Below are 26,800 nucleotides of genomic sequence, written 5' to 3'. Positions count from 1 at the left end.
ACCGATTCGGTGCGGGCCCACTTCGCTGTGCGGTACCGGCCCGGGGCGGGAATGTCCGTGCCCCAGGGCACGTTGTGCAGTACGAACACGAGGAGGAGCGGTCACAGTGCTTGATCCGCAGGGTTTGTACGCATGGGAGCCGAAGGGCCTGGCCGTGGTCGACATGGCGCTCGCCCAGGAGTCGGCGGGCCTTGTCATGCTCTACCACTTCGACGGATACATCGACGCGGGCGAAACCGGCGAGCAGATCGTCGACCGGGTGCTCGACTCGCTGCCGCACCAGGTCGTGGCCCGTTTCGACCACGACCGGCTCGTGGACTACCGTGCCCGCCGTCCGCTGCTGACCTTCAAGCGCGACCGCTGGGCCGAGTACGAGGAACCGACCCTCGAGGTACGGCTCGTGCAGGACGCCACGGGCGCGCCCTTCCTGCTGCTGTCGGGCCCCGAGCCGGACACCGAGTGGGAGCGCTTCGCCGCCGCCGTCCAGCAGATCGTGGAACGGCTCGGGGTCCGCCTCTGCGTGAACTTCCACGGCATCCCCATGGGCGTCCCGCACACCCGCCCGGTGGGCCTCACCCCGCACGGCAACCGCACCGACCTGGTGCCCGGCCACCGCAGCCCCTTCGACGAGGCGCAGGTGCCCGGGAGCGCCGAATCGCTCATCGAGTACCGACTCATGGAGGCCGGCCACGACGTTCTCGGTGTCGCCGCCCATGTGCCCCACTACATCGCGCGCTCCTCGTACCCGGACGCGGCGCTGACCGTCCTGGAGTCCATCACGGCCGCGACAGGCCTGGTGCTTCCCGGGATAGCGCACGCCCTGCGGACTGAGGCGCACCGTACCCAGACCGAGATCGACCGCCAGATCCAGGAGGGCGACGAGGAACTCGTCGCGCTCGTCCAGGGTCTTGAGCATCAGTACGACGCCGCCGCCGGCGCCGACACCCGCGGCAACATGCTCGCGGAACCGGTGGACATCCCCTCGGCGGACGAGATCGGCCAGGAGTTCGAGCGGTTCCTGGCGGAACGCGAAGGCGAGGCCTGACCCCTCCTCACCGGGCTCCCGGACCTTCCGGGCTCCCGGCAGGAGGGGTTGTCGGTGGCAGGGCCTAAGCTGCGAGGCATGCTGAAGGTGGGCCTGACCGGTGGGATCGGCGCCGGCAAGAGCGAAGTGTCACGGCTGCTCGTCGAGCACGGCGCGGTGCTGATCGACGCGGACAGGATCGCGCGGGAGGTCGTGGCGCCCGGAACTCCCGGGCTGGCGGCGGTCGTCGACGCCTTCGGCGAGGACGTCCTCACCGGTGACGGCAGCTTGGACCGGCCGAAGCTCGGCTCGATCGTCTTCACCGACCCGCAGAAGCTTGCCGTCCTGAACGCGATCGTGCACCCCCTGGTCGGCGCCCGTTCGCGCGACCTCGAGGAGGCGGCCCCGGAGGACGCCGTCGTCGTTCACGACGTGCCCCTGCTCGCGGAGAACGGCCTGGCCGCGCTGTACGACCTCGTGATCGTCGTCGACGCCCTCCCCGAGACCCAGCTCGACCGCCTCGTCCGCCTGCGCGGCATGACCGAGGAGGACGCCCGCGCCCGCATGGCCGCGCAGGCCTCGCGCGACAAGCGTCTGGCGATCGCGGACATCGTCATCGACAACGACGTGCCCCTGGACGCACTGGAGCGGCGCGTGGCGGACGTCTGGGCCGATCTCACGCACAGGGCCCGCACACCCCAGGAATAGGGCCCCTCCGGAGGGGCGTTGAACCCTTGCAGCGAGGGAAGGACTCTGCCGTGCCCGAGACCAGCGGATCGACCGGACGAACTCCCGAGACGCACGTCATCGACTTCCGTGCCGCCGAGCAACTGCTCGCCGCGCGCGACCCGCGGGGTGCGGTGAAGCTGCTCGACTCTGTCATCGCCGCCCACCCGGAGAACACGGCGGCCCGGCTGCTGCGCGCCCGTGCCTTCTTCGCCGCCGCGCAACTGCGGCCCGCCGAGCTGGAGTTCACGATCGTCCTGGAGCGTGAGCCGGACAACGCGTTCGCGCACTTCGCGCTCGCCCGGACCTACGAGCGCCAGCGGCGCCCCGAGGAGGCGAAGCGGCACTTCAGACTCGCGGCCGCGCTCGACCCGAAGCCGCAGTATCTGCAGGCCGCGCAGTTCGACCTGTAGCGCCGGCTTGCGGGGCGCTGCGCGAGGCGTTGTACGAGGGGACGCGGTCGTGCGGCCGCGTCAGGGGTGCGACGGCCTCGACGGTCGGCGGCGCTCCGGCGGCCGGTAGCCGCGCCGGTCGTCCACGGGCTCGTACGGCGGGACGTCACGGCCCGGCTGGTAGTGCGGGCCCTCCCTGATGTGCCGAAGGATCATGGTCATGTCGACCGTGACGATCACCCACAGCACGGCGCACGCGGCGGCCCAGCCCGGGCGCCCGACCAGGATGAACGCGACCGTCCCGAAAATGGCCCAGATCAGGCCCCAGACGCTCAGGCACAAGCGCATCCGCAGAGCACTGCGCGCTGTCACCGGTTCACTGCCCGTACGCATCAGGATCACCACTCCTACAAGGAAACGTACTCTTCGTGGTGCACGTTCACCAAGGGAGAGCGGTCGGACCACGGCCGCCGGGGGAGGCGACGGTGCTGCTGACGGCGCTGCGGGCGGACACGAGGACCGCCGAGTGGCTGAGAGACCTGGAGAGCGAGCGTTCCGTTCCGCGCGAAGCGGTGCTCCCGGACGTGGACGCGCTGCCCGACGTCCTGCTCGACCTGTCCGTGCCCCACGAACACGTCAACGAACTCGTGGCACTGCGCGCCCGGTTGGCCGCCGATCCGGAGGCCATGACCCTCCTCGCGCGCTGCGTCACCCGTTTCGTTCGGGACATGGGAGACATAGGCAAGAGCTGGGAGCCGCCCGCCTTCCCCGCGACGACGGGACTTCTCGGACGTTGCTTCCACCTGTACGTCTTCATCGCCGCGCTTCCGTACGTCCGCGCCCATCACCGGGAGCGCGGGGTGCCCGAGGACGTGTCGCGGCGCACGCTCGCCGACCTCGGCCGTCATGTGTCCGTGCACCACAGGAGAGCCGGCGGCCCCGGGCTGCTGTTCCCCTGGTGGATCGCCCTGCACTTCCACGGCGAACTGTTCCAGCTCGGCCGGCTCCAGTTCCAGCGGGCCCTGCTGGGGCGGCGCACGGCCGAGGCCGCCGAGGCCGTGGGGCCGGCCCCGGACCCCGGCGCGCCCTGTCTGAGCCTGCACATCACCGACTTCCGCGGCCCGCTCTCCCCGGCCGCGTGCGACCGTTCGCTCGATCTGGCGCGGGAGTTCTTCGCCCGCCACTACCCCGAAGAGCGCCATACGATCGCCGTCTGCGACTCCTGGCTGCTCGACCCGCAGCTCAAGCGGTATCTGCCGGCCGACTCCAACATCATTCGCTTCCAGGACCGCTTCCACCTGGTTCCCGAGGACAAGACCGCGGACGACACGATGCCCATCGGCTTCGTCTTCGGTGATCCGGAGCTCCCGCTCGGCGAACTGCCGCGGCGCAACAGCGTCGAGCGTGCCGTGGTCGACCACCTGCACGCGGGCGGGCACTGGTACGGAGGACGGGGCTGGTTCGCACTGTAGCCCGGTCCGCCGCATCCGGACTCGGACGCATGTCCCTCGAACATGTCACCCGAATGGGTGATCGAGGAAGGGAACGGGCTTGCGGAAGCCGTCCGTTGGACGGGTATGAGGATCGAAATGCGTCAGGGATACGAGGGCACGGGACCGGGTGCGATCACGCCGGACGGCTGCGCGGTCGAGCTCTACACCCGTCTGCCCGTCGGAGCGGAACCGGACATCATCACCGCGGCCGTGCCCGCCGCCGCGCAGATCCTGGAACTGGGCAGCGGGGTCGGCCGGATGACCCATCCGCTCCTGGAGCTCGGCTTCGACGTCACGGCGGTGGACGAGTCCGCCGAGATGCTGGAACACGTCCGAGGGGCGCGGCGGATACGCAGCAGCATCGAGGACCTCGACCTCGGTGAGACGTTCGATGTCGTGCTGCTGGCGTCGTTCCTGGTGCATGCCGGGGACGTCCGGGTGCGGCGGGCGCTCCTGGACACCTGCGCCCGCCATGTCGCCGACGACGGTTGCGTGTTGATCCAGCGCGAGGGCGAGAACTACCACACCGAGGTGCCCCGCGAGCGCATCGATCCTTCAGGATTCGTCGTGCGCATCGTGTCCGCCGAACCCGTCGGCGACGGGGTGGACTCGGTGCGCGCGGAGTACACGTTCCCGGACGCCACGTGGACCCAGGCGTTCCTGTCCCGCCCTTTGACGAAGGACGCCTTCGAGGAGGCGCTGGCGGAGTCGGGGCTCAAGGTCGACCGCTATCTGACGGACGACGGAATGTGGGTGAGGGCCGTGAAGGGGTGAGCGACGGTCGCCGGGCTTGAGCGACGGGGGCCGTGCGCAACAAATTCCTTCCGGCGCCGATGAGTTCTCGGTAGTCCCCAGGTCTGTCTCTGTGAAAGCAACGACCGCTTCCCACAGGAGACCATCGTGTCCGAGACCGCCTTCCCCCTCACCGCCACCCGTGCCGCCGTCACCCCCCGCTCCCGTGCGGCGCGGATCTCCCTGGCCGCCCTGCAGATCGTCCTCGGCCTCTTCTACGCGTTCGCGAGCGCCCTTCCCAAGCTGATCGCCCACCCCTCGGCGACGGAGGCGTTCGACAAGCTGGGCTGGGGCCACGGCGGCATGTACATCATCGGCGCGCTCGAACTCGCCGGAGGTCTCGCCCTGTTGATCCCGCTGCTGGACTCGGTGGCCGCGGTGGCGCTCAGCGCGCTGATGGTCGGTGCGTTCATCGTCAACGTCACCGTCGTCCACGGCCCGTACGTGGCGACCCCGCTCATCCTGATGCTCCCGCTCGGCCTGATCGCCTGGGCCAGGCGCGGCCACACGACCGAACTGCTCCGCCTGGTGCGGCGACGGGTGGGACGCGAGGCGTGACGGCACAGCAAGGACGCAGGGCTCCTCCGGTACCGGGGGAGCCCTCGATACATAGATACGTACGGCCGGGGCGGGCCGGGAATCACGGCGAGGGGGGCGGGGCGGGGAGGGGGAGAGAGGGAAAGGCAACAGGTACGGGGAGGGGCTCAGCGGCCGGAGGCGCCCTTGGCCCCGTTCGTGCCCGAGGACCCGGAGGTGCCCTTGCCTCTGTTCGTGCCCGAGGACCTGGTCGTGTCCATGCCCCCGTCCGCGCCCGAGGACCCGGAGGTGCCCTTGCCTCTGTTCGTGCCCGAGGACCTGGTCGTGTCCTTGCCCCCGTCCGCGCCCGAGGACCCGGTCGTGCCCTTGCCCGAGGACCTGGTCGTGCTCTTGGACCCGGTCGCGCCGGCCGGTCCCGTGGAGGGGCCCGAGGTCCGGACGGGGCCGGACGATCCCGTCTGCATGCCCCGCAGGCGCTCCATGTCGCGGCGGTCCCGCTTGGTCGGGCGTCCCGCGCCCCGGTCCCGGACACCCGCCGGAGCCACGGCCTCGCGCGGCGGAGGCGGCGGGCTGTTGTCGACATAGCATTCGGCCGCCACGGGTGCGCCGACCCGCTTGCGGATCACACGCTTCACGACGACGACCCGTTCGCGGCCCTCGTGCCACACGCGTACCTCGTCGCCGACGCGGACGGAGTACGCCGGCTTGACGCGGTCCCCGTTGACCCGGACATGGCCACCCTTGCAGGCTGTCGCACCGACCGAGCGGGTCTTGACGAGACGGACGGACCAGATCCAGGCGTCGACCCGCACACTCTCGCCCCCGCCGGGCCCTGCGGCGACGGCGGCCCTGACGGCGGCAGCGCTCGCGGAGGCAGCCGGCGCATCGGCTTCGGGGCCCGCACCGGAGTCGTACCCAGAGTCAGGTCCGGAGTCGGTTCCGGAGGCGGTCCGGGACCCGGACCCTGAGCCGGACCTGGCGGTCTGCCCGTCGTCCGGGCCGCGCTCGCCTTCGGTCCTCGCGTCCTTCATCTCCCCGTCAGCACCCTGAGAAGCCATGACCCGACTCTAATGCCCGCCGCCCAGGACACCGCATGCCTTTTCCGTCGCACGGACCACACCGGATGCGTGGCCCCCGGGGCGGGCGGAGGCTGTCGGTGAAGCCGTCCGGGGAACAGGAGAGGGGACCGAGGGTGACGACAGCAGCGAAGGTCGACGCGTTGATGGACGGCCTCCGCGCCGATCTGGAACGCCTCGCCGCCATCCCCTCCGTCGCGTTCCCCGGATTCCCGGCCGAGCCGGTTCGAGAAGCCCACGACCTCCTCGTGGGTCTGCTGCGGGACGCCGGAGTGGAGCGTGTCGAGAGCATCGATCTTCCCGGCACCGCCCCCGTGATCTTCGGGGAGATCCCGCCGCCGCACCCGGACGCGCCGACGGTCCTCCTCTACTCGCACTACGACGTGCAGCCCCCCGGTGACGAGAAGCTGTGGCTGTCGCCGCCCTTCGAACCGACACTCGTCGAGGGCGGGCTCCGGGCCCGCGGCATCGCGGACGACAAGTCCAACGTGATCGCTCACCTGGGGATGCTCCGGGCGTACGAGGGGAGGCCACCGGTCGGGGTGAAGATCGTCTTCGAGGGGCAGGAGGAGTACGGCAGCCCCTTCGACGACTATCCGCCGAGCGATCCCGAGCGGTTCGCGTGCGACGCGATGGTCATCGCCGACCTGGGCAATCTCCGCCCCGGCACCCCCACCCTGACCACCGCGCTGCGTGGCGCGGCCGAGGTGCAGGTCGAGGCGCGCACCCTCGACGAGCCCCGGCACAGCGGGGAGTTCGGCGGTGCCGCGCCGGACGCGCTGATCGTTCTGCTGACCGCCCTGTCCACGCTGCACGACGTGCAGGGCGATGTGGCCGTGGCGGGGCTGCGCCGCGAGGAGTGGCGCGGAACGACGTACACCGAGGACGAGTTCCGCGAACTCGCCGGTGTCCGCGACGGGGTCCCGCTGATCGGCAGCGGGAGTCTCGGCGAACGGCTCTGGAGCGGGCCCGCGATCACGGTGATCGGCCTGGACGCCCCGAGCGTCGACCACGCGGCCTCCGCCGTCGTCCCGTACGCGCGTGCCAAGCTCAACCTCCGCTTCCATCCGCGCCAGGACGCGAAGGAGGCGCAGGCCGCGCTCGTCGATCATCTGCGGTCGCTGCGGCCCCTCGGCGTCCCGCTCACCGTCACACCGGGCGACACGGGCCCCGGCTACCGGGCCTCGACCGGCGGCCCCGCCTATCGCGCCGCGCTCACCGCGCTGCGCGAGGCATGGGGCGAGGAGGCGTCGTACATCGCGACCGGTGGTTCGATTCCGCTGGTCAACGGCCTCGCACGCGCCGCACCCGGCGCCGAGGTGCTGCTCTTCGGGGCACAGGACAGCATGTGCAACCTGCACGCCCCCAACGAGCGCGTCCTCTTCTCGGAGCTGCGCAACACGGTGGTGGCGATGTGCGCCTTCGTACGGGAGTACGCGGCCGGCTTCCGCGCGGGAGCGGGGGAGGACACGTGAGCGCGGACGGGACGGTCCGGTGACCACCCCGACCGGCACCGAGGCGCCCGGCACCGAGGAGCCGCCGCATCAGCGCCGGTTCACGTTCCCGAGTGCGCTGACCGTCCTCGCGATCGTCACGATCGCCGTGTGGGCCCTGGCGTTCCTGATCCCGGCGGGGCAGTACGACCGCACGCCCGAGGGCAGGCCGATCCAGGGCACGTATCACCGCGTCGACTCCGGCCAGAGCTTCATCGACCGCCTCAACGACCTCTTCCTCTCGCCCGTCAACGGCCTCTACGGGATCCTGGACGAGAAGACCGCGCAGGTGGGGCCGGACTTCGCCGGCGAACTGTACGGCAGCGCGGGCGTGTTCCTCTTCGTGCTCGCCATCGGGGCGTTCATCACGGTGGTGTTCGCGACGGGCGCGCTCGACCGGGGTATCGGCCTGCTCGCTCACCGGCTGAGAACCCGCGGCGCGTTGCTCATCGCGGGCATCATGCTGGTGTTCTCGGTGCTCGGCACGGTGGAGGGCTTCGCCGAGGAGACACTCGGGTTCTACGGGCTGATCGTGCCGTTGATGCTGGCGCTCGGCTACGACCGGATGGTGGCGGTCGGCACGATCATCCTCGGCGCCGGCATCGGGGTGCTGTGCTCGACGGTGAACCCGTTCGCCACGGGCGTGGCCTCCTCCGCCGCGGGCATCTCGCTCGGCGACGGCATCGTGCTGCGGTTCGTGATGTGGGTCGTGCTGACGGCGGTCACGATCGGGTACGTCATCCGCTACGCGCGCCGGGTGCAGCGGAGCCCCGACCGTTCGATCACCGGGTTCCTGCCGGGGGACCGCGAGCACGCCCAGGACGCGGCCGGCGAGGTTCCCGAGCTGACCGGCCTGCACAAGGCGGTGCTCGTCACCACGGGGCTGGTCTTCGCCTTCATGATCTTCTCCGTCGTGCCGTGGTCGAGCGCGCTCACCGGCGAGGCGGACGCGCGGCCGTACGGGTTCGAGCTCGGCTGGTCCTTCCCCGAGCTCGCGGCGCTGTTCCTGTGCGCGGCGGTGCTCGTCGGGGTGGTGGCGCGGATGGGCGAGCAGAAGCTGAGCGCGACGATCGTCCAGGGCGCCGCGGACTTCATCTCGCCCGCGCTGGTGATCGTGCTGGCCCGCGGAGTCACCGTGATCATGAACAACTCGAAGATCACCGACACGGTCCTGCACTCCATCGAGGGCGTCGTGGAGGGCACCTCCTCCAGCCTCTTCGCGATCATCGTCTTCATCGTGAACCTGCCGCTGGCCTTCCTCATCCCCTCCACCTCGGGCCACGCGACCCTCGCCATGCCGATCCTCGCCCCGCTCGCCGACTTCGCGGGCGTGTCCCGTGCCGTCGTCGTGACCGCCTGGCAGTCCGCCAGCGGCTGGATGAACCTCTGGGTCCCCACCACCGCCGTCACCATCGGAGGCGTCGCCCTCGCCAAGGTCGGCTACGACAAGTACCTCCGCTTCATCTGGCCCCTTCTCGCGATTCTCTTCCTGCTGATCTGCGGGTTCCTGGCGCTGGGGGCGGAGATGACGTGATGCCGGCGGGAAGCGCGCAGCGTGGGAGTGCGGCCCGCGCGCTCGGGCCGGTCGTACGGTGGTGATGTGCACAGCAGCGCTCCGGCGGAAGGCGCGGCCCGCTCCGCCGATCTCACCGTGCTCGACGAGCGGATCGCCGGCTGCCGGGCCTGCCCGCGGCTCGTCGCGTGGCGCGAGGAGGTGGCCGCCACCAAGCGTGCTGCTTTCACCGACCAGTCGTACTGGGGGCGTCCGGTGCCCGGGTTCGGGCTGGCCGACGCGTCCCTCCTCCTCGTCGGGCTCGCCCCCGCCGCGCACGGCGGCAACCGGACAGGCCGGATGTTCACCGGGGACCGGTCGGGCGACGTGCTGTACGCGGCGCTGTACGACGTCGGGCTCGCCTCGCGGGGCACCTCGGTGAGCGTGGACGACGGACTGGAGCTGTACGGGGTCCGCGTCACCTCTCCGGTGCACTGCGCGCCACCCGCCAACAAGCCCACGCCCGAGGAACGGGACACCTGCCGGCCCTGGCTCGTCAGGGAGCTGGGCCTGCTGCGGCCCACGCTGCGCACGGTGGTCGTCCTCGGGGCCTTCGGCTGGCAGGCCGCCCTGCCGGCCTTCGCGGAGGCGGGGTGGACGGTGCCCCGGCCGCGTCCGGCATTCGCGCACGGAGCGCGGGTGACGCTCGTACGGCGGCCGGAACCGGACGAACCGGGGACCGGCATCGAGCCCGCCTCGGCGGCCGCCTCCGAGTCCGCCTCCGGTCCCGCCGTTTCCGGGTCCGCGTCCGGCCCGGCTCCCGGTCCCGCTTCCGTGGAGATCTTCGGGTGCTTCCACGTCAGCCAGCGGAACACCTTCACCGGGCGGCTCACCCCGGAGATGCTGCGGCAGGTCCTGGCCGCGGCGGCGGAGTCCGCGGGGCTGACGACGCGCTCCCCGTAGGCGCCCCGCGCGTGTCAGGCGCCCGGCGCTTGTCAGTCGCGCTCGGACCCGCTCCCGGCCGCCGGTTCGGCCTCCGGGACGACGGCGGTCGCAGTGATCTCCACGAGCTGTCCGGTGTACCCGAGACAGGCCACTCCCAGGAGGGTCGAGGAGTGCGGGCCGATGCTCAGCCCCGAGGCCTCGACGACGTTCCAGACCGCGGACAGCACCGCGGGCTCACCACTGACGACGTACACGTCGGTCGACACGACATGGGCCATGTCGCTTCCCACGGCACGCAGTTGCTCGTCGAGGTTGGACAGCACCTGCTCGGCCTGGCGTACGGGATCACCCGCGCCGACCAGCTTCCCGTCGGCGTCGAGCGGTACGGACCCGGCGAGGAAGGTCAGTCTCGTCCCCGCCTCGACGACGGACGCGTGCGCGTAGACGGGCGGCGTGAAGAGGCTGGGAACGGTGACGCGCTGGACCATGGGGCTCCCTGTGGACGGGGTCCGCCGACGGGTGACGGACAACCTGCCGATGATGCGGGTCGACGCGGGCCCGCGCACCCTCATTACCGCCGACGACGTACCGGGCGTGCCGGAAGTGCCGGGCTGGCTGGGCGTGTCGGACGGGGGTTGGGACGCGGGGTCGGGACGGGGCGCTGTGCCTGCTGCCCGTCCCGGGCGAAAAATGTTTCGAACGTTTCGCGCCGTCACTGCTACGGTCACCGACGTGGCGAAACTCAATCAGATCATCGCAGTGGAGAAGGGCATCAAGTCCAAGTCCCATCAGGACCTGACGGCCGCTCATCATGGCCTGCAGAAGCCCGCGTTGCTCGCCGGTATCTCGCGGACGTACCAGCCGAAGGACGAGGAGGGCGAGCAGCTCCCGCCCGAGTCGACCCGGGTCCAGGTGCAGGCCGAGGACGTGCTGCGGGACACCGCGGCGACCCTGACGCGGCTGTTCGACGTGACCGCCACCAAGGACTGGGCCAACTGCACGGCGCGGGCCGATGTGAAGGTGGACGGGCGTGTGCTCGTCGCCCAGGTGCCGGTTTCCTATCTGCTCTTCCTGGAGAAGCAGCTCACCGATCTCAACACCTTCGTACGGAAGTTGCCCGTCCTCGACGCCTCCGAGTCCTGGGTGCGGGATCCCTCCACCGACGCCTGGAAGACCGAGCCGGTGCGGACCCTTCGTACGAAGAAGGTCCCCCGGAACCACGTCAAGGCCGAGGCCACCGAGAAGCACCCGGCCCAGGTCGAGGTGTACTACGAGGACATCCCCGTCGGCTACTGGACGACCGTCAAGTTCTCCGGGGCCCTGCCCGCGCGGCGCGTGAACGAACTCCTCGACCGGGTCGAGAAGTTGCAGCAGGCGGTGAAGTTCGCCCGCGAGGAGGCCAACGGCGTGGACGTCGTCGACGAGCGCGTCGGGGACGCTGTCTTCGGCTACCTGTTCGCACAGGGGTAGCCTGTGAAACTCCCCGGCCACCACGCAGGACGGCCGGGGTGCGCGAGGAGCGCAAGCTGAACCTGAAGCTTGTCGTGAATGCACGGTTCCAGTGGAGGTTCGAGTCCTCCCCGCGGCACCAAACGGCACTCCGGACCACGGAGTGTCCACGCGCCGCGGTAGCCCAACTCGGCAGAGGCAGACCGTGATCAATCTCAGACTATTGCTCCAGACTCAGTATTCGCCGCCGATCGCCGGATCGACCGGGCCCAGGCCCCAGTACGCCGAGATGCTGGTTCAAGTCCAGTCCGCGCAGCTCGATGCGTGGTGGTCCAAAGGCAGGACGCGGCGACATAACGACTGACCTGGGTTCTCAAGTGTGCCGGCGTGCGACATGGTGGCATCTCAGGGTCCGGGGGCCGGCTACGCCCTCGGACCCGCTCCTCCTCCCACTTCCCGCAGCCCCGCAGCCCTCCGCATCCGGCTCCCGTGAGATGTCACACCGTTGACATCCGCGCGTTCGTCATCCGCCGCCGACGCGCACTACCCTGAGTACGACACGAGCCCGGCCGACGTCGCCCGAAGGCACCCGCCCTCGCCCGACAGGAGCCCCGTGCGCCTCGCCCCCCTCGCCGTACCTCCCTGGCTCGCCCATGCCCTGCGCGCCCAGCGCGGACCGGTGCCCTGGAACGCGGTCGTGCGAGGCGCGATGGCCTCCGGGCCGCTGCTGCTCGCGGCCGTGCTGTGCGGCCGTACCTCCCTCGGAGTGATCGCCGCGCTCGGCGCCATGCTGACGGGGATCAACGACCGCCCCGGCAGCCGGCGGGTCGCCGTCGAACGGCTCGGGGTACCGGCCCTCGCCGGTGCCGCCGGCCTGATCATCGGTTCGTACGCCGGACAGCACGCCGGCGCCGTGGCCCTCACCCTCGTCCTCACCGGGCTCGGACTGCTCGCCGGTGCCGTCAGCGCCGTAGGGCCCGTGGCCTCGGGGGCCGGGACCCAGTTCCTGGTCGCCTCGGCGATCGGGGCCGGGATGCCGTTGCCCGAACCGGGGTGGGTGCGCGCGCTGTTCTTCCTCGGCGGGGCCGGATGGCTGCTAGCGCTCAGGCTGGCGCTGCCGACGACCGCGGTGAACACCGGCGACTACCGCTTCGACGGGGAGCGGGACGCGGTCGGCGGTGTGTACGACGCCATCGCCCGGCTGGTGCTCGCCGTGGGCGGGCCCGACGCGCCCCGGCGGCGCGTCGCGCTGACCGCGGCCCTCGACCACGCGCAGGACGCGCTCGACGGGCCCCGGCTCCGGCGGTACGCCAGTTCCGCGGCCGAGCGGCGCCTGCACGCGCAGTACGCGGCCGCCCTGCCGCTCGCCGAGGCCGCGACCGCGCTCGCCTGGGCCGGTGAGGCCGTGCCCGCACGGGCCGCGGAAGGCCCCCGGCGGCTCGCGGCCGCCGTCCGCACCGGCGCGCCCACCGGGCCGCTGCCGGCGCCCGCCGTCTCCGGCACCCGGTCCGGCCCCCTGGGGAGCACACCCGTCGTTCCCGCGCTGCGCGCCCTGCACGACGCCCTGCTGCACGCCGCCGAGACCTTCGACCGGGGCTCCGGGAACGCGCTGCACAACAGACGGCGCACCACTGCCTCGCTCGTGCGCACCGCGCTCGGTGCCGCCGGACGGGAGTACGGCATCAGGGTCGCCCTCTGCTTCGGCGCGAGCGTCGCCGTGGCCCAGGCCCTGCACCACGCACGCTGGTACGGCAACCATCCGCACTGGTACTGGCTCCCCGCGACCGCCGTCTTCCTCGTCAAGCCCGATCTCGGACCGCTCGCCTCGCGCGTGCTGTGCCGTGCGGCGGGAACCGTCCTCGGCGCGGTCGCCTTCGCGGGGCTCGCCCTCGTGCTGCCGCGGCCGGAGGGGTTCGTCGCCCTGGTCGCGGTCAGCGGTGCCCTCATCCCCGTCGCCACCCGGCACTTCGCCGCGCAGACCGCCGTCGTGACGGTCCTCGTCCTCGCTCTCGTGATGGTCGGCGGTGAGCCGCAGGCTTCCTGGAACCGGATCGTGGAGACGTTGCTGGCCTGCGGGATCGTGCTGCTCGTCGGGCATGTGCCGACCCTCGGCCAGCGTGGCGGGACCGTGCGGGCGAGGCTCACCCGGGCCGGTGAGGCGGCGGACGTGTATCTCGCCCATGTGCTGAGCGACGGCACGGCCCGCGACCGTACGGGCCGCTGGGTCCTGCGCCGGGAGGCCTATCGCGCGCTCGCCGAGGCCCGTGTCGCGATCGATCTCGCCGCGGCCGAACTCCCCGCCCTGGCACGGCACTCCGAGGGCACCGCCGCGGTCGCGGCCACTCTGGAACGGCTCGTCGACACGACCACGGCGTGCGCGGTGCAACTCGACGACACCGGCCGGCTCACCCCCCGGCACACCGAGCGGATCGCCGAACTCCTCGGCGAACTGGCCGAGCGGCGCGAGCGCGCGGGACTGCGCGTGTCCGCCGTCTGCTGAATCGGAACTTCGGGGTCCCGTGCGGCCGTTCTGCCGCCCGGTGTCGACTTCGTCTCAGTACCGTCACTGCCAGAGCCGTTCACCCCATTGCAGGCGTTTAACTCTCCACAGCGGCACGACATGGAGGTTGAGCGTGAACGGGCGAAGGGTTCTGGAGCGTTTCCCCGCCGGAGGACCACGCGGGTCGTGGCCCGCGGAGGAGTTCGCGCAGGCGCGCCGTCAGGAGGGCCAGGCAGCGGAGGTCGTCATGGATCTCGCCTCCGACGCGTTCCTGGTCGTCGTGGGCGGTCGCGACGGCGTCGAGTGAACGCGGGCGGGACCAGCCGCTCTCGAACAGGGGCGGGGAACTCCGGTCGCGGAACGAGGCTCACGCGCTGATCGGGCGGGACCAGGCGGGGGTCGTGCGCGTGACCTGGCACAGGGCCAGGTAGAGGGGGATCGGCGGGGTATACGGAAGCGTGCCATCCGGTTTGTGGATGAGCCCGGGAATCCGAGGTGCGTCCGGCAGGACCGCCCCCGTGACGTAGTGGGCGGGTGCCGGCCACTCCAGGGCGACATCGGAGTCGGAAGGAACGATCCACCACCAGTGCGCCCCGTCGGCGTAGACGCAGCCCACGCGAGGCAGTCGCGCCAGCAGCAGCGGTCCGAAGTCGGCGGGCACCGACACCGCGTCGCAGCCCAGCGGCACGGTCATGCCCTCGGGGACGGGGAGACGCCTCGGCGGCCCGGACTGCCGCCGGCCGCGGTGCACGCGGACCAGCGTGTCCAGGCTCAGGACCCGCGCCGCGGGCCCCGCCGCAGACGTACGGCTCACCGGCTCTCCCGATCCCGATCCCGATCTTGATCCCGGTCTTGCTTCCGTTCCGGATCCCGGTCCCGGCTGCCGCTCGGGGCGGAGGAGAGCCGGGGGTTCCCCACGATTCCCGCCCCCCAGGATCCCTCCGCCCCCGTGCCCCGACCGTCGTTCGGGGGCTTCTTCGCGCTCCAGCCGAGGTCCGCCCGCGGACCGGTGTCCGCCTCGGGCGAGCCCGGTTCGCGCCAGGGGTTTTCGGCCCGGTCTGCCGGGCGTGCGATCTCCGCCCACACCAGCAGACCGGGCCCGGTGTCCTGGGCCCCCCAGGCCCTGGACACTGCCGCGACGAGAAGCAATCCCCTCCCGTGCTCCTCGTCGGGCCGTTGCGGGGAGGGGTGCGGCTCGCCAGGAGCGCACCCCTCGTCGCACACGGCTATGCGCACCACGTCGCCGGCGTCCTGCAGTTCGCAGACGACGCGTTGCCCGGCGGCATGGACGATCGCGTTGGTGACCAGTTCCGACACCACGAGCGTCGCCGTGTCACAGGCGTCCTCGCTCACCGCCCAGCCGGACAGGCGGGACCGGGTCAGGCGTCTCGCCTGAGCCACGGAGCCCGGGTGTGCGGCCAACTCGAAGCGGAACCGGCGCTCGGCGGCCGCGCCGGGGTGGTGCCCCATGGCGGCTCGGAGACCGAACCGGTCTTCGACGGCGTCTGTTCCTAACGGCGCGGACGGAATCACGCTTGCCACTATCGCGTCGCCGCGAACACTTGGCAAGACTCACTCTGAAAAATGCAGAGTGCCGTGTGACGCTGTGGGGGCGCGTGGCACACTGCTGGCAACAGCTAGCCGAGCGGCGCCAGTTGGGATCGTCGAGGTGGACGAGGAAGAACCCGGACGGCGCCGAACGGGCTGCCCGGACTCAGGGGAGGTGGGGCGTGAGCGAACCGCGGTCCGCGCCGACGGTCGGCCAGGTCGTTCTCGGACGGCGCCTTTTGGACCTGCGGGAACGCGCGGGTCTCAAGCGCGAGGAGGCCGCGCGGATCCTGCGTGTCGCCCCCGCGACGGTCCGCCGGATGGAGATGGCCGAGGTCTCCCTCAAAATCCCGTACCTCCAGCTCCTGTTGAAGTCGTACGGGGTCGGCGACCAGGAGGCCGAAGCCTTCGTCCAGCTCGCGGAGGACGCCAACAAGCCCGGCTGGTGGCAGCGGTTCCACGACATCCTGCCCGACTGGTTCTCCATGTACGTCAGCCTGGAAGGCGCCGCCTCCCTGCTGCGTTCGTACGAACCGCACTTCGTCCCCGGCCTGTTGCAGACCGAGGACTACGCGCGCGGCGTCCTGAAGGCCGGAGCCATCGGGCAGACCAGGCCCGAGGACATCGAGCGCCATGTGGCGCTGCGCATGCAGCGCCAGGATCTGCTCACGCGCGAGGACGCGCCCCGGATCTGGGTGGTGATGGACGAGACGGTGCTGCGCCGCACCATCGGCGGCCCCGAGGTGATGCGCGCGCAGATCGACAAGTTGCTTCAGGCCACGAAGCTGCCCCATGTGACGTTGCAGGTGATCCCGTTCGCCTCGGGTCCGCACCCCGGCACGTACGGGCCCTTCGTGCTGTTCCGATTTGCCATGCCGGAACTCCCGGACATGGTCTACAGCGAGTACCTGACCGGCGCCGTCTACCTGGACGCGCGTTCCGAGGTGGCGACCCACCTGGAGGTCATGGACCGCATGGCGGCCCAAGCCGCCACGGCACATCGCACGAAGGAGATCCTCCGGGATCTCCGCAAGGAGCTGTGAATGGAACGCATCACGCCGGAACGCATCAACCCGCGGATAGGCGACGTGCGCATCTACAACGGAATGCCCGCCCGTGAACTGGGCAGCGAGGGCTGGCACAAACCGTGGAGCGGAGGCAACGGCGGCAACTGCCTGGAGGCGATGAAACTCGCCGACGGCCGTATCGCCGTACGTCAGTCGGCGGACCCGGACGGTCCCGCCCTCATCTACACGCCCGGCGAGATGACCGCTTTCATCGAAGGCGCGAAAGCCGGAGAGGCGGACTTCCTTCTCTCCTGAACGATTTGCTTGTTCTTTTCCACGACTTCCCTGAATTTGGTTCTGAGTTGATCACTTACCGCGGCGCGGACTTATGGAGAACATCATGACCGGACAGGCCCCGACCGCTAGGCGGTCATGGGGCGGTCGTACGGCCCGATCGGCGCCGGCAGACGCGAGCGGGCCGCCCCGCTGAGCGCCCGGTCCACCGCCGCGGCGACCGCCCGGCCCTCGGCGATCGCCCACACGACCAGGGACTGCCCGCGCGCCGCGTCCCCGGCGGCGTACACCCCGGGAACGTTCGTGCCGAAGTCGGCGCCACGGGCGAGCGTGCCCCGCGGCTCGACTTCCAGTCCCAGTTGGTCGATCAGTCCGTCGTGCAGGTCCGGGCCGGAGAAGCCGAGGGCGAGGAGGACGAGGTCGGCGGGCAGGGTCCGCCCGGAGCCGGGGACCGGGCGGCGCCGCTCGTCGACCTCGACGAGACGCAGTGAGCGCACCCGGCCGTCCGCGTCCCCCTCGAACCGGAGCGTGGACGCGGCGAAGAGCCGGGCGTCCGCGTCCGCCGCGGGCGCCGTGCCCAGCGCCCCGGCCTCCTCGTGCGCGGCGGAGAGCCGGTAGATCTTCGGATACGTCGGCCACGGCTCGGCGTCCTCGTCGCGCTCGGCCTCCGCCTGCGCGTAGATGTCGAGCTGCGTCACGGAAGCGGCGCCCTCGCGCACCGCCGTCCCCAGACAGTCGGCACCGGTGTCACCACCACCGACGATCACCACGTGCCTGCCCGCTGCCGACAACGGGGAGACCTCCAGATCCCCCTCGCACACCCGGTCGGCCAGCGGAAGGTACTCCATCGCCTGATGGATGCCGGACAACTGCCTTCCAGGAACGTCCAGTTCGCGCCAGGCGGTGGCGCCGAGCGCCAGGATCACGGCGTCGTAGCGGGCCTTGACCTCGGCCGCCCCGATGTCGCTGCCGATCGCCGTCGACGTACGGAACTTGGTTCCCTCCGCGCGCATCTGCGTCAGTCGGCGGTCGAGCTGCCGCTTCTCCATCTTGAACGCGGGGATTCCGTACCGCAGCAGACCGCCGATCCGGTCCGCCCGTTCGAACACGGCCACCGTATGACCGGCCCGGGTCAACTGCTGTGCCGCGGCGAGCCCGGTGGGCCCCGACCCGACGATCGCGATCGTCCGGCCCGAAAGGCGGTCCGGCGGACGCGGCGGTGTGAACCCGTCCTCCCAGGCACGGTCGGCGATGGCGACCTCGACGTTCTTGATGGTGACCGCCGGCTGGTTGATCGCCAGCACGCAGCCCGCCTCGCACGGGGCGGGGCACAACCGCCCGGTGAACTCGGGGAAGTTGTTGGTGGCGTGCAGCCGGTCGCTCGCCGCCCGCCAGTCGTCCCGCGAGACGAGGTCGTTCCACTCGGGGATCAGATTGCCCAGGGGACACGCGTCATGGCAGAAGGGAATGCCGCAGTCCATGCAGCGGTCGGCCTGTTTCTCGATGATCGGCAGCAGGCCTCCGGGAACGTACACCTCGTTCCAGTCGCGCACCCGCTCCCGGATCGGCCGGCGCGGATACTCCTGGCGGGGTGTGTTCATGAAACCCTTGGGATCGGCCATGGCCGTCTCCCTCATGTACGCGTACGAGGGGGCGGGCCCGCGCGGACATCGGCCCTGGTCGGGGCCACGGAATCCGGGCAGCACCCTTTCCCGCCACGATACGTCTCCCGCGCACCCGTCGCCGCTCCGGACGGCGGCGGGCCGAGTGCCCGGACCAGGGCGGTCACCGGCAGGGCGAAGGCGCGTACGGCTCAGGTGAGGGCGAGCGCGTACGACACCGCCGCCGCCGCCGAGGCCGCGGTGCGGACGTGATTCCACGTCGTCCACTGGCGCACGAATATGGGCCAGTAGGCGGCGGCCTCCGGCGTTCCGGGATCCAGCTTCAGCAGGGCGTCATTGCGCGGGACGTTCGTCGCGATGGTCACCCCGAACGCCCCGAACAGATACAGCGCGCTGCCGAGCAGCAACTCCACCGTCCCCTCGTCCGGCAGCAGCACGAACGTGACCACCGCCAGCACCGAGCACAGCACCGCCGACCCGACGAACGCGAGCATGAACGGGGGGCGGACCGCGGCGACGTTGATCGCGTTCATCGCGGCGACCCCCTGCGCCGGCGGCAACTGGGCGAGGGCCCTCATCACGAAGGTCGAGAAGCCGAGGAATACCCCGGCCACGAGCCCGCAGCCGAGCACCCCCAGCAGGGTCAGCACCAAATACGGTCCATCGATCATGTCCACTCCCGTGTCGATCCGGCCGAACCCAAGATCCTGCACAGTGCCGGCCGCCATCTCAAGCCAAATCCCCCACGGTGCCGATGGCCATGGCTGAGCGGCGCACCCCCATGCGCGACCGTCTCCCCTCGTCCTGCCGTCCGCCCCTCACCCTCGACCCGACCGCCCCGCGCACCCCTGTCGACTGCCCCTCGCGCTCCCCCCCCGGCCGTTCCTTGGCTCACGCCTGCGCGGTGATGTCGTCGCGCCATTCCCAGAGCCTCGTGTCCACCGTGGCCGCGATCCGGCGGCGTGCCTCGTACCGAGAAACGCCGCTCATCAGCAGTTGGTCGTAGGGAGTCTCCGTGTGCCGTACCGACGCGCGGACCGCCGCGGTCACCGCCGCCTCGGACAGCGCGCGCCCCGCCGAGCTCCGCCCTACCCGCCCGCTGCCGCGCACCGAGGCATGTGCGGCGATCGCCTGTGCCCGGTCGGCCGGACAGGCCGGGAACAGCCGGGATATCTCCCGAGCGAACGCCTCCGTGAAGCGGACGTCCTCCGCCTCCCGGCGCCGTGCGTCCCGTGCCCGGCGCCGCCGCCGCGCCTCCGCGTCCGCCAGGCACCGCTCCTCGGCCAGGGCGAGCGCCGCCTCCTCGACCATGACCCCCTGCCGCTCGTAGCGCCCGCGCCGCCGGTTGAACCGCACCACCACGGCCGACAGCGTGCCGCCCTCCCGCGATCTGCGCGTCAGCGCGGTGTCTCCGCGCGGCAGGAACACCAGGTGTCCGAGATCCGCGCAGTCCAGGCACCGAGGTGCCCCCTCCTCCAGCACCAGCAGCGGGAGCGGCCCGCTCCGGCACTCGACGCAGTGGCGCTTCCTGAGCGGCTGGACGACGAGAAGTCCGTTCCGGCGCGGGGGATCAGCGATCGGTGCCATACGCGGTTCCTTCCCCGGACCGGCGCCGCATCTACGTCGTCGGGCGATGCCCCCGCGCGACCCACACGCCGGCGGCCCGATGCCTTCGGCGCCCGCCCGCAGCCCGACGCACCCGCCGGGTCCATCCACGCGCGCGGCATGATGGGCCCTGTGCGACTCGAAGCGATCACCTGGGAACGGCTCGGCGACCACCTCGCGGACCGCCTGCTCGACCTGAAGCCGCAGGACGGCAGCCCCTGGCCCCGGGTGGCCTTCGACGGAGCACCGGCCGCCCGCCCCGGCGAACTCGCGCAGCGCGTCTTCGAGGCGCTGCGGATACGCGGCCGTCCCGCGCTGGTCGTCGGCACGCACGGTTTCCTGCGCCCCGCCTCGCTCCGGCTCGAGTACGGCCACCAGGACGTCGACGCCTATTACGAAGGCTGGTTCGACACCGGCGCTCTGTGGCGCGAGGTCTTCGGTCCCCTCGAACCCGGCGGCGACGGCAGGGTCCTGCCCGACCTCCGGGACCCCTCCACCGACCGGGCCACCCGCAGTCCGTACATCCAACTCCCGCCCGGCGGAATTCTGTTGCTCCACGGCCCCCTCCTCCTGCGGCACTGGTTCCCGTTCGACCTCAGCGTCCACCTGCTCCTGTCTCCCGGCGCCCTCCGTCGCCGTACTCCCGAGGCGGAGCACTGGACGCTCCCCGCGTTCTCCCGCTACGAGAGCGAGGTGGGTCCGGACACCGCCGCCGACCTCCTCGTACGGGCGGACGACCCCCGCCACCCGGCCTGGAACGGCTGACCGGGCCCCGATCCACGGATCTCCGGGTGCGTGGCTCCTGGGGCGCGGCAAGAATGAAGGGCGCCGGGACTAGCGGTGTGTTCCGCGCCGCGCCGGCCGTCCGGCATCAGGAGGTACTTCATGACCACCGCCGGAGACATCATGCACCGGGGTGCCCAGTGGATCCCCGCCCACGAGACCCTGGACCGTGCCGCCCAGCTCATGCGCGAGCTCAACGTGGGCGCGCTGCCCATCAGCGACCAGGACGAACGCCTCTGCGGCATTCTCACGGACCGCGACATCGTCGTCGGCTGCGTAGCCATGGGCCATGACCCCGCGCACATCACCGCGGGCGAGATGGCCCAGGGCACACCGCGCTGGATCGACGCCGACGCCGATGTCGGCGAAGTGCTCCAGGAGATGAAGGGGCACCAGATCCGCAGGCTACCGGTGATCGAGGACAAACGACTGGTCGGCATGATCAGCGAGGCCGACCTCGCCCAGCACCTCAGCGACGAACAACTCGCCGCCTGGGTCGAGAGTGTCTACGCGAGAGGCGGCACCGGCAGCGCGACGGGCTGACCTGCCGCCGGGCGTGCCGGGCGAGGGTCGGGTCAGAGCCAGCCGTTGCGCCGGAACCCTCGGTACAGGACGAGACAGCCGATGGATATGGCGCCGATGACGATGGGGTAGCCGAACCTCCAGTGCAGTTCGGGCATGTTGTCGAAGTTCATCCCGTAGACGCCGCAGACCATGGTGGGGACGGCGATGACCGCCGCCCATGCCGTGATCTTCCGCATGTCCTCGTTCTGCGCCACCGTCACCTGTGCGAGATGTGCCTGCAGGATCGAGTTGAGCAGTTCGTCGAAGGCGGCTATCTGCTCGGTGACCCGTAGGAGATGGTCGGAGACGTCACGGAAGTACGCCTGTATCTCCGGCGCGAGCACGCGCGTAGGCCGGGTCGCCAGCTCCTGGACGGGCCGGGCGAGCGGGATCACGGCCCGCTTCAGCTCGAGGAGTTCCCGCTTGAGCTGGTAGATGCGGCCCGCGTCGGCCCGGGCGCCGTTCTCGGCGAACACGTCGGCCTCGACCTGGTCGATGTCCGCCTGGACCGAGTCCGTGACGCTCACGAATTCGTCGACCACATGGTCCGCGATCGCGTGCAGGACCGCGGCCGGCCCGTTGGACAACTGCTGCGTGTCGGACTCCAGCTCCTCGCGCAGCGGGCCCAGGGATCCGTGCCGTCCGTGCCGCACGGTGATGACGAAGTCCGGACCGACGAACACCATGATCTCGCCCGTGTTCACCACCTCACTGGTGGCCGTCAGCTCCTTGTGCTCCACGTAGCAGACCGTTTTGAACACCGCGAACAGTGTGTCGCCGTACCACTCCAGCTTCGGACGCTGGTGCGCCTCGACCGCGTCCTCGACGGCCAGCGGATGCAGGTCGAAGAGTTCCGCGATGCCCGCGAACTCCACGTCGGTCGGTTCGTGGAGCCCGAGCCAGACGAATCCGTCGTCGCGCTTGCGGATCCGCCGCACGGTGTCGACCAGATCGCTGCTCTCGGGGAGCCGCACGCCGTCCCGGTACGCCACGCAGTTCACCACCGAGGAACCCAGCGGCGACCGGGCGGGGTGACTCAGGTCGACACGACGGCTCCGCCGTGTCAGCCGCGCCACTCTGCGGAGGCCGTCGACCGCGCCGAGAGCCGTCACCTTCCGCAAATTCCCTGCCATGGACATCTGGATCTCCTCGCGTGGATCTCCCCGGGCCGCACTTTGCGCCTGGCGCGCCAGTCTGCCAGGCCTGGTCGGACACCGGAAAAGCCTGTGGGAACGGAGCATTCCGTTCCGCCGTGTGGGCGGCTCGGCCGGACGGGGCGGGACTGGCCCCTCGCACGACCTCCGTGCCGACGACGGGAGCGTCGTCCATCCGCGATGGGCGGGTCAACTGGGATGATCTCCCCATGACGCGAGCCGACGGGTATCTCCTCGACAACCAGCAGACGGAGGCGGGCCGGCGTTTCGAGGCCCTGGCCACTCTCTTCGATCCCACGACGTTCCGGCACATGGAGCGCTTCGGCGTCGGGTCCGGCTGGCGCTGCTGGGAGGTCGGGGCGGGCGGCACGTCCGTCGTGTCCTGGCTCGCCAAGAAGGTGGGGCCGACGGGGAAGGTCGTCGCGACCGACATCGACACCTCGTGGGCGGCCTCCGTGGCACGCTCGCCCGTCGAGGTCCGCGTCCACGACGTGGGTGCCGAGGAACCGCCGGGGGAGGGTTTCGACCTCGTGCACGCCCGGCTCGTACTGGTCCATGTGCCGGACCGGGAGCGTGCGTTGCAGTCCATGATCAAATCCATGCGGCCCGGCGGCAGGCTCCTCGTCGAAGACGCCGATCCCGCCCTCCAGCCGCTGCTCTGCCCTGAGGAGTACGGTCCCGAGCAGTTGCTCGCGAACCGGCTGCGCCAGGGCTTCCGCAAACTGCTCGCCGAGCGCGGTGCCGACCTGGCCTACGGGCGCAAGCTCCCGCGGCTGCTCCGGGACGCGGGCCTGCGGGGCGTTGAGGCCGACGCGTACTTTCCCGTCGCCTCGCCCGCGTGCGCGGAGCTGGAGGACGCCACGGTCCGGCAGATCCGCGATCAGCTCGTCACCGCGGGCCTGGCCACCCAGGGGGAGATCGACCAGCACCTCGCGAACGTCGCCGCCGGGTCTATGGACCTGGCGACCGCGCCGATGATCTCGGCCTGGGGGCGCAGGAACTGACCGGGGCGTGAGGGACAGGGAGCCTGATCGCCCCTCTCCGCGTACGTCGTCACGTGGCCGAGGAGTTCAGTGGGCCCGAGACTCTCCCTCACCCCGGCGGGTACTCGCCTCGGGCGGTCTTCCACCGATCCGTTCCACGGCCCTGGCCCCGGCCGCGCACCCTGCCCACGCCGCCTCCTCGGGACCGGCGCCCCCGAGCAGTGCGGCGAGGAACGCGCCGGTGAACGCGTCACCGGCGCCCGTCGTGTCCTGCGGCGTCGCCCTCAGCGCCGGGACACGGGCCCGGACGGATCCGGAACGGGCGACCAGGGCGCCGTCACTCCCCAGCTTGGCGACGACCAGGGGGAAATGGCGGCTCAGTTTGGCGGCGGCGTCGGCCGGATCGGGCAGCCCGGTCAGCAGACACGCCTCGTCACGGCTGGGCAGCAGGACGTCGACGCCCGCGCACAGGTCGAGAAAGCGGTCCACGCCCAGCTCGGTGAGGAATCCCGCCGACGCCGGATCCAGGCTCACGGGCACACCGCGCGCGCGTGCCGACTCCAGCACCACCGATACCAGCGCCCGGCTCGATCCGGAGAAGAACAGGTAGCCCGACAGATGCAGACGCGCGACCCCGTCGAGCAGCGCGGGTGACCAGTCGTCCGGTGCCAGCCGCAGGGATGCCCCGCTGTCCGTGAGGAACGTACGCTCCGCCGACGCGCCGCTGTCCACCAGGCAGATCACCGTCCCGGTCGGTGCCTCCGGATCGGTCACCAGCAGGGGCTGTACGCCGCTCGCCGTGAGTTCGCGTTCGTGCCACTCCGCGGCGTCGAGGCCCACCCGGCCGAGCAGCCGTACGTCGACGCAGCCCGCGTGCACGGCCCAGCAGGCGACGTTGGCGCCCGCGCCGCCGGGTACGGTCCGGACGGTGGCGGCCGTGTCGGTGCCGGCTGCCAGCGGGCCGCGATGCCGGGCGACGACATCCGTGACCACGTCCCCGACGACGAGCAGGGCGCCCTCGGCGAGCTCGCTCCGGTCGGCGGCCTCGGCCCCGCCGGCCTCGATACGCCGGTCCGGGTCGCTCACGCCCCCGCCCAGGCCGCCGCGATCCGTCCCGCGAGGCGCACGTTGCCGCGTACCGCCGCCAGATTGGCGGCGAGCGAGGCACCGTCCGTGTGCCTCACCAGATAGGCGAGCAGGAACGGTGTCACCGCCTGTCCGGTCACACCCTCCGACTCGCACGCGTGCAGCGCCTCGGCGAGCACGCGCGCGTGCAAGGCGGGATCGAGCTGCTCCTCCTCGGGGACGGGGTTCGCGACGACGAGCGACGAGTCGGGGGCGTGCAGTGCGTCCTGGGCCCGCATCACCTCGGCGACCTGCTCGGGGGAGTCGAGGGTCCAGTCCACGGGGTGTCCCGAGTCGGACAGGTAGAAGCCGGGGAAGCGGTCCGTGCCGTATCCGGCCACCGCCACGCCCAGCGTCTCCAGACGCTGCAGCGTCGCGGGCACGTCCAGGATCGACTTGACGCCGGCGCACACCACCGTGATCCGGGTGCGTGCCAGCAGGCCCAGGTCGGCGGACTCGTCCTGGGTCGCCGTCCACTCCCGGTGCACACCGCCGAGCCCTCCCGTCGCGAACACCCGCACCCCCGCGCGGGCCGCCAGCAGCGCGGTCGCGGACACCGTCGTCGCCCCGCTGGCCCCCGAGGCCACCGCGAGCGGCAGATCACGGTGACCCAGCTTGCGGATGCCGTCCTCGTTCGCGACCCGTTCGAGCTGTCCCTTGTCCAGGCCGACGTGCGGCCGGCCGTCGAGCACGGCGATCGTCGCGGGGACGGCGCCCTCCTCGCGGACGACCTCCTCCAGTTCGAGGGCGACCTGCAGATTGCGCGGGTGCGGCAACCCGTGGGCGATGATCGTGGATTCCAGGGCCACCACCGGCCGGTGCGCGTCGAGCGCCTCCCGCACCTCTTCGGACGTCACGATCACGCGCCTGCCTCCTGTTGTCGGTCGACGTTCCCCTCCCTGGATCTCTGGCGAGCGGCGTGCCCGGCCAAACCCTCGCCACCTGCGGCGTGCGCCACCAGCTCCGGGGGCAGGAGGGACAACTCGGCACGAGTAGGGGCACTCCGTGCGGGTGGGGGCTCCCGTCGGATGCCGAGGAGCTCCCGGCGGATGCCGACGGCTGTTTCGCACGGCGGAGTCTGCTGCCGGCAGCGCGTCCCGGGCACCCTCCGCGGCGGGACTTTCTCGACGTGGCGTCGGCCCGGCCGGCGTGGGGACCCTCGGTGCCCCGGGTGGACGACGAGCCCTTAGGGTGTCCGCTCATGACCATGTACCCGCAGGCCACGCCGTCGTTCGCCGTCCACATTCCCGACGCCGAGCTCGATCCCGAGCCGCTGGACCCGGCCCAGATCGTCTCGGGCGACCCTGTCGTGACGGGCAAGGTGCTGTGGGAGTCCGCCGACGGCAAGCAGGTGCGGGGCATCTGGCAGATCACGCCCGGCGTGGTGACCGACACCGAGGCCAACGAACTCTTCGTCGTCGTCAGCGGGCGCGCCACCATCGAGGTGGAGAACGGCGACGTCATCGAGGTGGGCCCGGGCGACGCGGCATTCCTGCGCGAGGGCGACCGCACCACGTGGATCGTCCACGAGACGCTGCGCAAGGCGTACCACATCAGTCTCTGAGGATCACTGGACCGGTCACGCCACCGCACGCACAGCCGCAGGCTCCCGTCGCGGACTCAGAACAGCGGCTCCGGAAGGACGCCTTCGAGGGCCAGCAGCTTGCGCTTGGTCTCCAGACCGCCCCCGAAACCGCCGATGCCGCCGTCGCTCTCGACCACCCGGTGACAGGGAACCACGACCGGCAGCGGGTTCGAGCCCATGGCCACCCCCACGGCCTGGGCCGCCCCGGGCGCGCCGACCCGCCCGGCCAGGTCGCCGTAGGCCACGACGGATCCGAACGGGACGCCCGAGTTCAGCTCGCGCAGCACCTGGCGGTTGAACCCCGAGATCAGCGACCAGTCGAGGGGCAGGTCGAAAGCCTGTCGCTCGCCCGCGAAGTACGCCTCCACCTGGCGTATTGCCTCGGCCAGCAGCGGGGAACCGGGCGCCTCGACCGGCTCGCCGCCCAGCCGGGACGCGAGGCGGTCGAGCGCCTTGTCCCGCACGGTGTCCGAGGCGTGAAAGACGACGTTGACCAGGCCGTGGGGCGTCGCGGCGAGAAGCAGCGGACCGATGTCCGTGCCGACGACGGACCACACGATCTGCTGCTCATTCCGCCCGTGGCTGTTCATGCGGTCCACCGTACGGCCCGC

30 protein-coding genes are annotated in these 26,800 nt (G+C 71.5%); 18 read left to right on the top strand and 12 right to left on the bottom strand.

From position 1 onward, the window contains the following. Positions 1-106: 106 nt before the first annotated feature. The 3 genes from ACWEBX_RS03670 (at position 107) to ACWEBX_RS03660 (ending at position 2,163) form a co-directional block, all read left to right on the top strand. Complete coding sequence (locus ACWEBX_RS03670) at positions 107-1,045, top strand: PAC2 family protein (RefSeq protein WP_451883262.1); 939 nt, start codon at positions 107-109, stop codon at positions 1,043-1,045. Positions 1,046-1,123: 78 nt separating this feature from the next. Continuing rightward, complete coding sequence (gene coaE / locus ACWEBX_RS03665; RefSeq protein WP_451883261.1) at positions 1,124-1,732, top strand: dephospho-CoA kinase; 609 nt, start codon at positions 1,124-1,126, stop codon at positions 1,730-1,732. Between the two features lie 50 nt (positions 1,733-1,782). Further along, positions 1,783-2,163, top strand: a complete 381-nt coding sequence (locus tag ACWEBX_RS03660; protein ID WP_451883260.1) for a tetratricopeptide repeat protein — start codon at positions 1,783-1,785, stop codon at positions 2,161-2,163. 60 nt (positions 2,164-2,223) lie between these two features. Here the strand turns inward: ACWEBX_RS03660 and ACWEBX_RS03655 are convergent, their stop codons facing one another. Next, positions 2,224-2,535: a DUF6343 family protein gene (locus tag ACWEBX_RS03655; protein WP_451883259.1), complete on the bottom strand. Its 312-nt coding sequence runs from the start codon at positions 2,533-2,535 to the stop codon at positions 2,224-2,226. 92 nt (positions 2,536-2,627) lie between these two features. Between ACWEBX_RS03655 and ACWEBX_RS03650 the strand changes: the two genes are divergently transcribed. From ACWEBX_RS03650 to ACWEBX_RS03640, 3 genes are all read left to right on the top strand, one after another. Then, positions 2,628-3,614, top strand: coding sequence for an acyltransferase domain-containing protein (locus tag ACWEBX_RS03650; RefSeq protein WP_451883258.1), 987 nt, complete (start codon positions 2,628-2,630; stop codon positions 3,612-3,614). Between the two features lie 117 nt (positions 3,615-3,731). Next, complete coding sequence (locus ACWEBX_RS03645; protein ID WP_451883257.1) at positions 3,732-4,409, top strand: class I SAM-dependent methyltransferase; 678 nt, start codon at positions 3,732-3,734, stop codon at positions 4,407-4,409. Positions 4,410-4,535: 126 nt separating this feature from the next. Then, on the top strand, positions 4,536-4,985 hold the full coding sequence (locus ACWEBX_RS03640; RefSeq protein WP_451883256.1) for a DoxX family protein: 450 nt from the start codon (positions 4,536-4,538) through the stop codon (positions 4,983-4,985). Between the two features lie 146 nt (positions 4,986-5,131). Here the strand turns inward: ACWEBX_RS03640 and ACWEBX_RS03635 are convergent, their stop codons facing one another. After that, positions 5,132-6,022 carry an RNA-binding S4 domain-containing protein gene (locus tag ACWEBX_RS03635; protein WP_451883255.1) on the bottom strand — a complete coding sequence of 297 codons (891 nt, stop codon included), beginning with the start codon at positions 6,020-6,022 and terminating at the stop codon, positions 5,132-5,134. A gap of 134 nt (positions 6,023-6,156) precedes the next feature. On the opposite strand from ACWEBX_RS03635, the gene ACWEBX_RS03630 reads away from it, so the two are divergent. From ACWEBX_RS03630 to ACWEBX_RS03620, 3 genes are all read left to right on the top strand, one after another. After that, positions 6,157-7,515: a M20/M25/M40 family metallo-hydrolase gene (locus ACWEBX_RS03630; protein ID WP_451883254.1), complete on the top strand. Its 1,359-nt coding sequence runs from the start codon at positions 6,157-6,159 to the stop codon at positions 7,513-7,515. Positions 7,516-7,534: 19 nt separating this feature from the next. Beyond that, complete coding sequence (locus tag ACWEBX_RS03625; RefSeq protein WP_451883253.1) at positions 7,535-9,067, top strand: YfcC family protein; 1,533 nt, start codon at positions 7,535-7,537, stop codon at positions 9,065-9,067. Between the two features lie 66 nt (positions 9,068-9,133). Continuing rightward, entirely contained in the window at positions 9,134-9,988 is an 855-nt protein-coding gene (locus ACWEBX_RS03620; RefSeq protein ID WP_451883252.1) for a uracil-DNA glycosylase, read from the top strand. Positions 9,989-10,020: 32 nt separating this feature from the next. Here the strand turns inward: ACWEBX_RS03620 and ACWEBX_RS03615 are convergent, their stop codons facing one another. Next, positions 10,021-10,458: a RidA family protein gene (locus tag ACWEBX_RS03615; RefSeq protein ID WP_451883251.1), complete on the bottom strand. Its 438-nt coding sequence runs from the start codon at positions 10,456-10,458 to the stop codon at positions 10,021-10,023. A gap of 244 nt (positions 10,459-10,702) precedes the next feature. Here ACWEBX_RS03615 and ACWEBX_RS03610 point away from each other — a divergent pair, with 244 nt between their 5' ends. From ACWEBX_RS03610 to ACWEBX_RS03600, 3 genes are all read left to right on the top strand, one after another. Continuing rightward, the gene (locus tag ACWEBX_RS03610) at positions 10,703-11,440 is read left to right on the top strand and encodes a DUF7873 family protein (RefSeq protein WP_355983751.1); all 738 of its coding nucleotides are present in this window, start codon (positions 10,703-10,705) and stop codon (positions 11,438-11,440) included. Positions 11,441-12,032: 592 nt separating this feature from the next. Then, positions 12,033-13,919 carry an FUSC family protein gene (locus tag ACWEBX_RS03605; RefSeq protein WP_451883250.1) on the top strand — a complete coding sequence of 629 codons (1,887 nt, stop codon included), beginning with the start codon at positions 12,033-12,035 and terminating at the stop codon, positions 13,917-13,919. A 133-nt stretch (positions 13,920-14,052) separates the two neighbouring features. After that, entirely contained in the window at positions 14,053-14,226 is a 174-nt protein-coding gene (locus ACWEBX_RS03600) for a hypothetical protein (protein WP_451883249.1), read from the top strand. Positions 14,227-14,286: 60 nt separating this feature from the next. Here the strand turns inward: ACWEBX_RS03600 and ACWEBX_RS03595 are convergent, their stop codons facing one another. Both ACWEBX_RS03595 and ACWEBX_RS03590 read right to left on the bottom strand, forming a co-directional pair. Then, positions 14,287-14,733 carry a hypothetical protein gene (locus ACWEBX_RS03595; RefSeq protein ID WP_451883248.1) on the bottom strand — a complete coding sequence of 149 codons (447 nt, stop codon included), beginning with the start codon at positions 14,731-14,733 and terminating at the stop codon, positions 14,287-14,289. Beyond that, complete coding sequence (locus tag ACWEBX_RS03590; protein ID WP_451883247.1) at positions 14,730-15,461, bottom strand: ATP-binding protein; 732 nt, start codon at positions 15,459-15,461, stop codon at positions 14,730-14,732. Before ACWEBX_RS03590 ends, ACWEBX_RS03595 begins: the two co-directional genes overlap by 4 nt. Before the next feature lie 188 nt (positions 15,462-15,649). Here ACWEBX_RS03590 and ACWEBX_RS03585 point away from each other — a divergent pair, with 188 nt between their 5' ends. Then, on the top strand, positions 15,650-16,510 hold the full coding sequence (locus ACWEBX_RS03585; RefSeq protein ID WP_451883246.1) for a helix-turn-helix domain-containing protein: 861 nt from the start codon (positions 15,650-15,652) through the stop codon (positions 16,508-16,510). Further along, the gene (locus tag ACWEBX_RS03580) at positions 16,511-16,789 is read left to right on the top strand and encodes a DUF397 domain-containing protein (RefSeq protein WP_355765303.1); all 279 of its coding nucleotides are present in this window, start codon (positions 16,511-16,513) and stop codon (positions 16,787-16,789) included. Positions 16,790-16,896: 107 nt separating this feature from the next. Here ACWEBX_RS03580 and ACWEBX_RS03575 read toward each other — a convergent pair whose 3' ends face one another. From ACWEBX_RS03575 to ACWEBX_RS03565, 3 genes are all read right to left on the bottom strand, one after another. Next, positions 16,897-18,390: a glutamate synthase subunit beta gene (locus ACWEBX_RS03575; RefSeq protein WP_451883245.1), complete on the bottom strand. Its 1,494-nt coding sequence runs from the start codon at positions 18,388-18,390 to the stop codon at positions 16,897-16,899. Positions 18,391-18,581: 191 nt separating this feature from the next. Continuing rightward, on the bottom strand, positions 18,582-19,061 hold the full coding sequence (locus tag ACWEBX_RS03570) for an anthrone oxygenase family protein (RefSeq protein ID WP_451883244.1): 480 nt from the start codon (positions 19,059-19,061) through the stop codon (positions 18,582-18,584). A 220-nt stretch (positions 19,062-19,281) separates the two neighbouring features. After that, positions 19,282-19,977, bottom strand: a complete 696-nt coding sequence (locus ACWEBX_RS03565; protein ID WP_451883243.1) for a DUF2293 domain-containing protein — start codon at positions 19,975-19,977, stop codon at positions 19,282-19,284. Positions 19,978-20,118: 141 nt separating this feature from the next. Between ACWEBX_RS03565 and ACWEBX_RS03560 the strand changes: the two genes are divergently transcribed. Then, on the top strand, positions 20,119-20,760 hold the full coding sequence (locus ACWEBX_RS03560) for a uridine kinase (RefSeq protein ID WP_451883266.1): 642 nt from the start codon (positions 20,119-20,121) through the stop codon (positions 20,758-20,760). Between the two features lie 120 nt (positions 20,761-20,880). After that, complete coding sequence (locus ACWEBX_RS03555; RefSeq protein ID WP_451883242.1) at positions 20,881-21,321, top strand: CBS domain-containing protein; 441 nt, start codon at positions 20,881-20,883, stop codon at positions 21,319-21,321. A gap of 32 nt (positions 21,322-21,353) precedes the next feature. On the opposite strand, the gene ACWEBX_RS03550 is transcribed toward ACWEBX_RS03555, so the two are convergent. Further along, positions 21,354-22,481: a magnesium and cobalt transport protein CorA gene (locus tag ACWEBX_RS03550; protein ID WP_451883241.1), complete on the bottom strand. Its 1,128-nt coding sequence runs from the start codon at positions 22,479-22,481 to the stop codon at positions 21,354-21,356. Positions 22,482-22,705: 224 nt separating this feature from the next. Here ACWEBX_RS03550 and ACWEBX_RS03545 point away from each other — a divergent pair, with 224 nt between their 5' ends. Next, positions 22,706-23,500, top strand: coding sequence for a methyltransferase domain-containing protein (locus tag ACWEBX_RS03545; RefSeq protein WP_451883240.1), 795 nt, complete (start codon positions 22,706-22,708; stop codon positions 23,498-23,500). 66 nt (positions 23,501-23,566) lie between these two features. Here ACWEBX_RS03545 and ACWEBX_RS03540 read toward each other — a convergent pair whose 3' ends face one another. After that, complete coding sequence (locus tag ACWEBX_RS03540) at positions 23,567-24,544, bottom strand: carbohydrate kinase family protein (RefSeq protein WP_451883265.1); 978 nt, start codon at positions 24,542-24,544, stop codon at positions 23,567-23,569. A 17-nt stretch (positions 24,545-24,561) separates the two neighbouring features. Further along, on the bottom strand, positions 24,562-25,467 hold the full coding sequence (locus ACWEBX_RS03535; protein WP_451883239.1) for a pseudouridine-5'-phosphate glycosidase: 906 nt from the start codon (positions 25,465-25,467) through the stop codon (positions 24,562-24,564). A gap of 338 nt (positions 25,468-25,805) precedes the next feature. Here ACWEBX_RS03535 and ACWEBX_RS03530 point away from each other — a divergent pair, with 338 nt between their 5' ends. Then, positions 25,806-26,168: a cupin domain-containing protein gene (locus ACWEBX_RS03530; protein WP_451883238.1), complete on the top strand. Its 363-nt coding sequence runs from the start codon at positions 25,806-25,808 to the stop codon at positions 26,166-26,168. Between the two features lie 56 nt (positions 26,169-26,224). Here the strand turns inward: ACWEBX_RS03530 and ACWEBX_RS03525 are convergent, their stop codons facing one another. Then, positions 26,225-26,779, bottom strand: coding sequence for a methylated-DNA--[protein]-cysteine S-methyltransferase (locus ACWEBX_RS03525; RefSeq protein WP_451883237.1), 555 nt, complete (start codon positions 26,777-26,779; stop codon positions 26,225-26,227). Positions 26,780-26,800: the final 21 nt, after the last annotated feature.

It is taken from the genome of Streptomyces sp. NPDC005070, from assembly GCF_053600395.1.
Note: the sequence above shows the minus strand (reverse complement) of the source record. Positions and strands in the feature narration are given on the sequence as shown.

Coding starts and splice junctions, on each gene's coding strand:
- coaE (WP_451883261.1), top strand. CDS start 1,124: ATGCTGAAGGTGGGCCTGACCGGTGGGATCGGCGCCGGCAAGAGCGAA.
- ACWEBX_RS03655 (WP_451883259.1), bottom strand. CDS start 2,535: ATGCGTACGGGCAGTGAACCGGTGACAGCGCGCAGTGCTCTGCGGATG.
- ACWEBX_RS03645 (WP_451883257.1), top strand. CDS start 3,732: ATGCGTCAGGGATACGAGGGCACGGGACCGGGTGCGATCACGCCGGAC.
- ACWEBX_RS03635 (WP_451883255.1), bottom strand. CDS start 6,022: ATGGCTTCTCAGGGTGCTGACGGGGAGATGAAGGACGCGAGGACCGAA.
- ACWEBX_RS03615 (WP_451883251.1), bottom strand. CDS start 10,458: ATGGTCCAGCGCGTCACCGTTCCCAGCCTCTTCACGCCGCCCGTCTAC.
- ACWEBX_RS03580 (WP_355765303.1), top strand. CDS start 16,511: ATGGAACGCATCACGCCGGAACGCATCAACCCGCGGATAGGCGACGTG.
- ACWEBX_RS03575 (WP_451883245.1), bottom strand. CDS start 18,390: ATGGCCGATCCCAAGGGTTTCATGAACACACCCCGCCAGGAGTATCCG.
- ACWEBX_RS03570 (WP_451883244.1), bottom strand. CDS start 19,061: ATGATCGATGGACCGTATTTGGTGCTGACCCTGCTGGGGGTGCTCGGC.
- ACWEBX_RS03565 (WP_451883243.1), bottom strand. CDS start 19,977: ATGGCACCGATCGCTGATCCCCCGCGCCGGAACGGACTTCTCGTCGTC.
- ACWEBX_RS03560 (WP_451883266.1), top strand. CDS start 20,119: ATGGGCCCTGTGCGACTCGAAGCGATCACCTGGGAACGGCTCGGCGAC.
- ACWEBX_RS03555 (WP_451883242.1), top strand. CDS start 20,881: ATGACCACCGCCGGAGACATCATGCACCGGGGTGCCCAGTGGATCCCC.
- ACWEBX_RS03550 (WP_451883241.1), bottom strand. CDS start 22,481: ATGTCCATGGCAGGGAATTTGCGGAAGGTGACGGCTCTCGGCGCGGTC.
- ACWEBX_RS03545 (WP_451883240.1), top strand. CDS start 22,706: ATGACGCGAGCCGACGGGTATCTCCTCGACAACCAGCAGACGGAGGCG.
- ACWEBX_RS03530 (WP_451883238.1), top strand. CDS start 25,806: ATGACCATGTACCCGCAGGCCACGCCGTCGTTCGCCGTCCACATTCCC.
- ACWEBX_RS03525 (WP_451883237.1), bottom strand. CDS start 26,779: ATGAACAGCCACGGGCGGAATGAGCAGCAGATCGTGTGGTCCGTCGTC.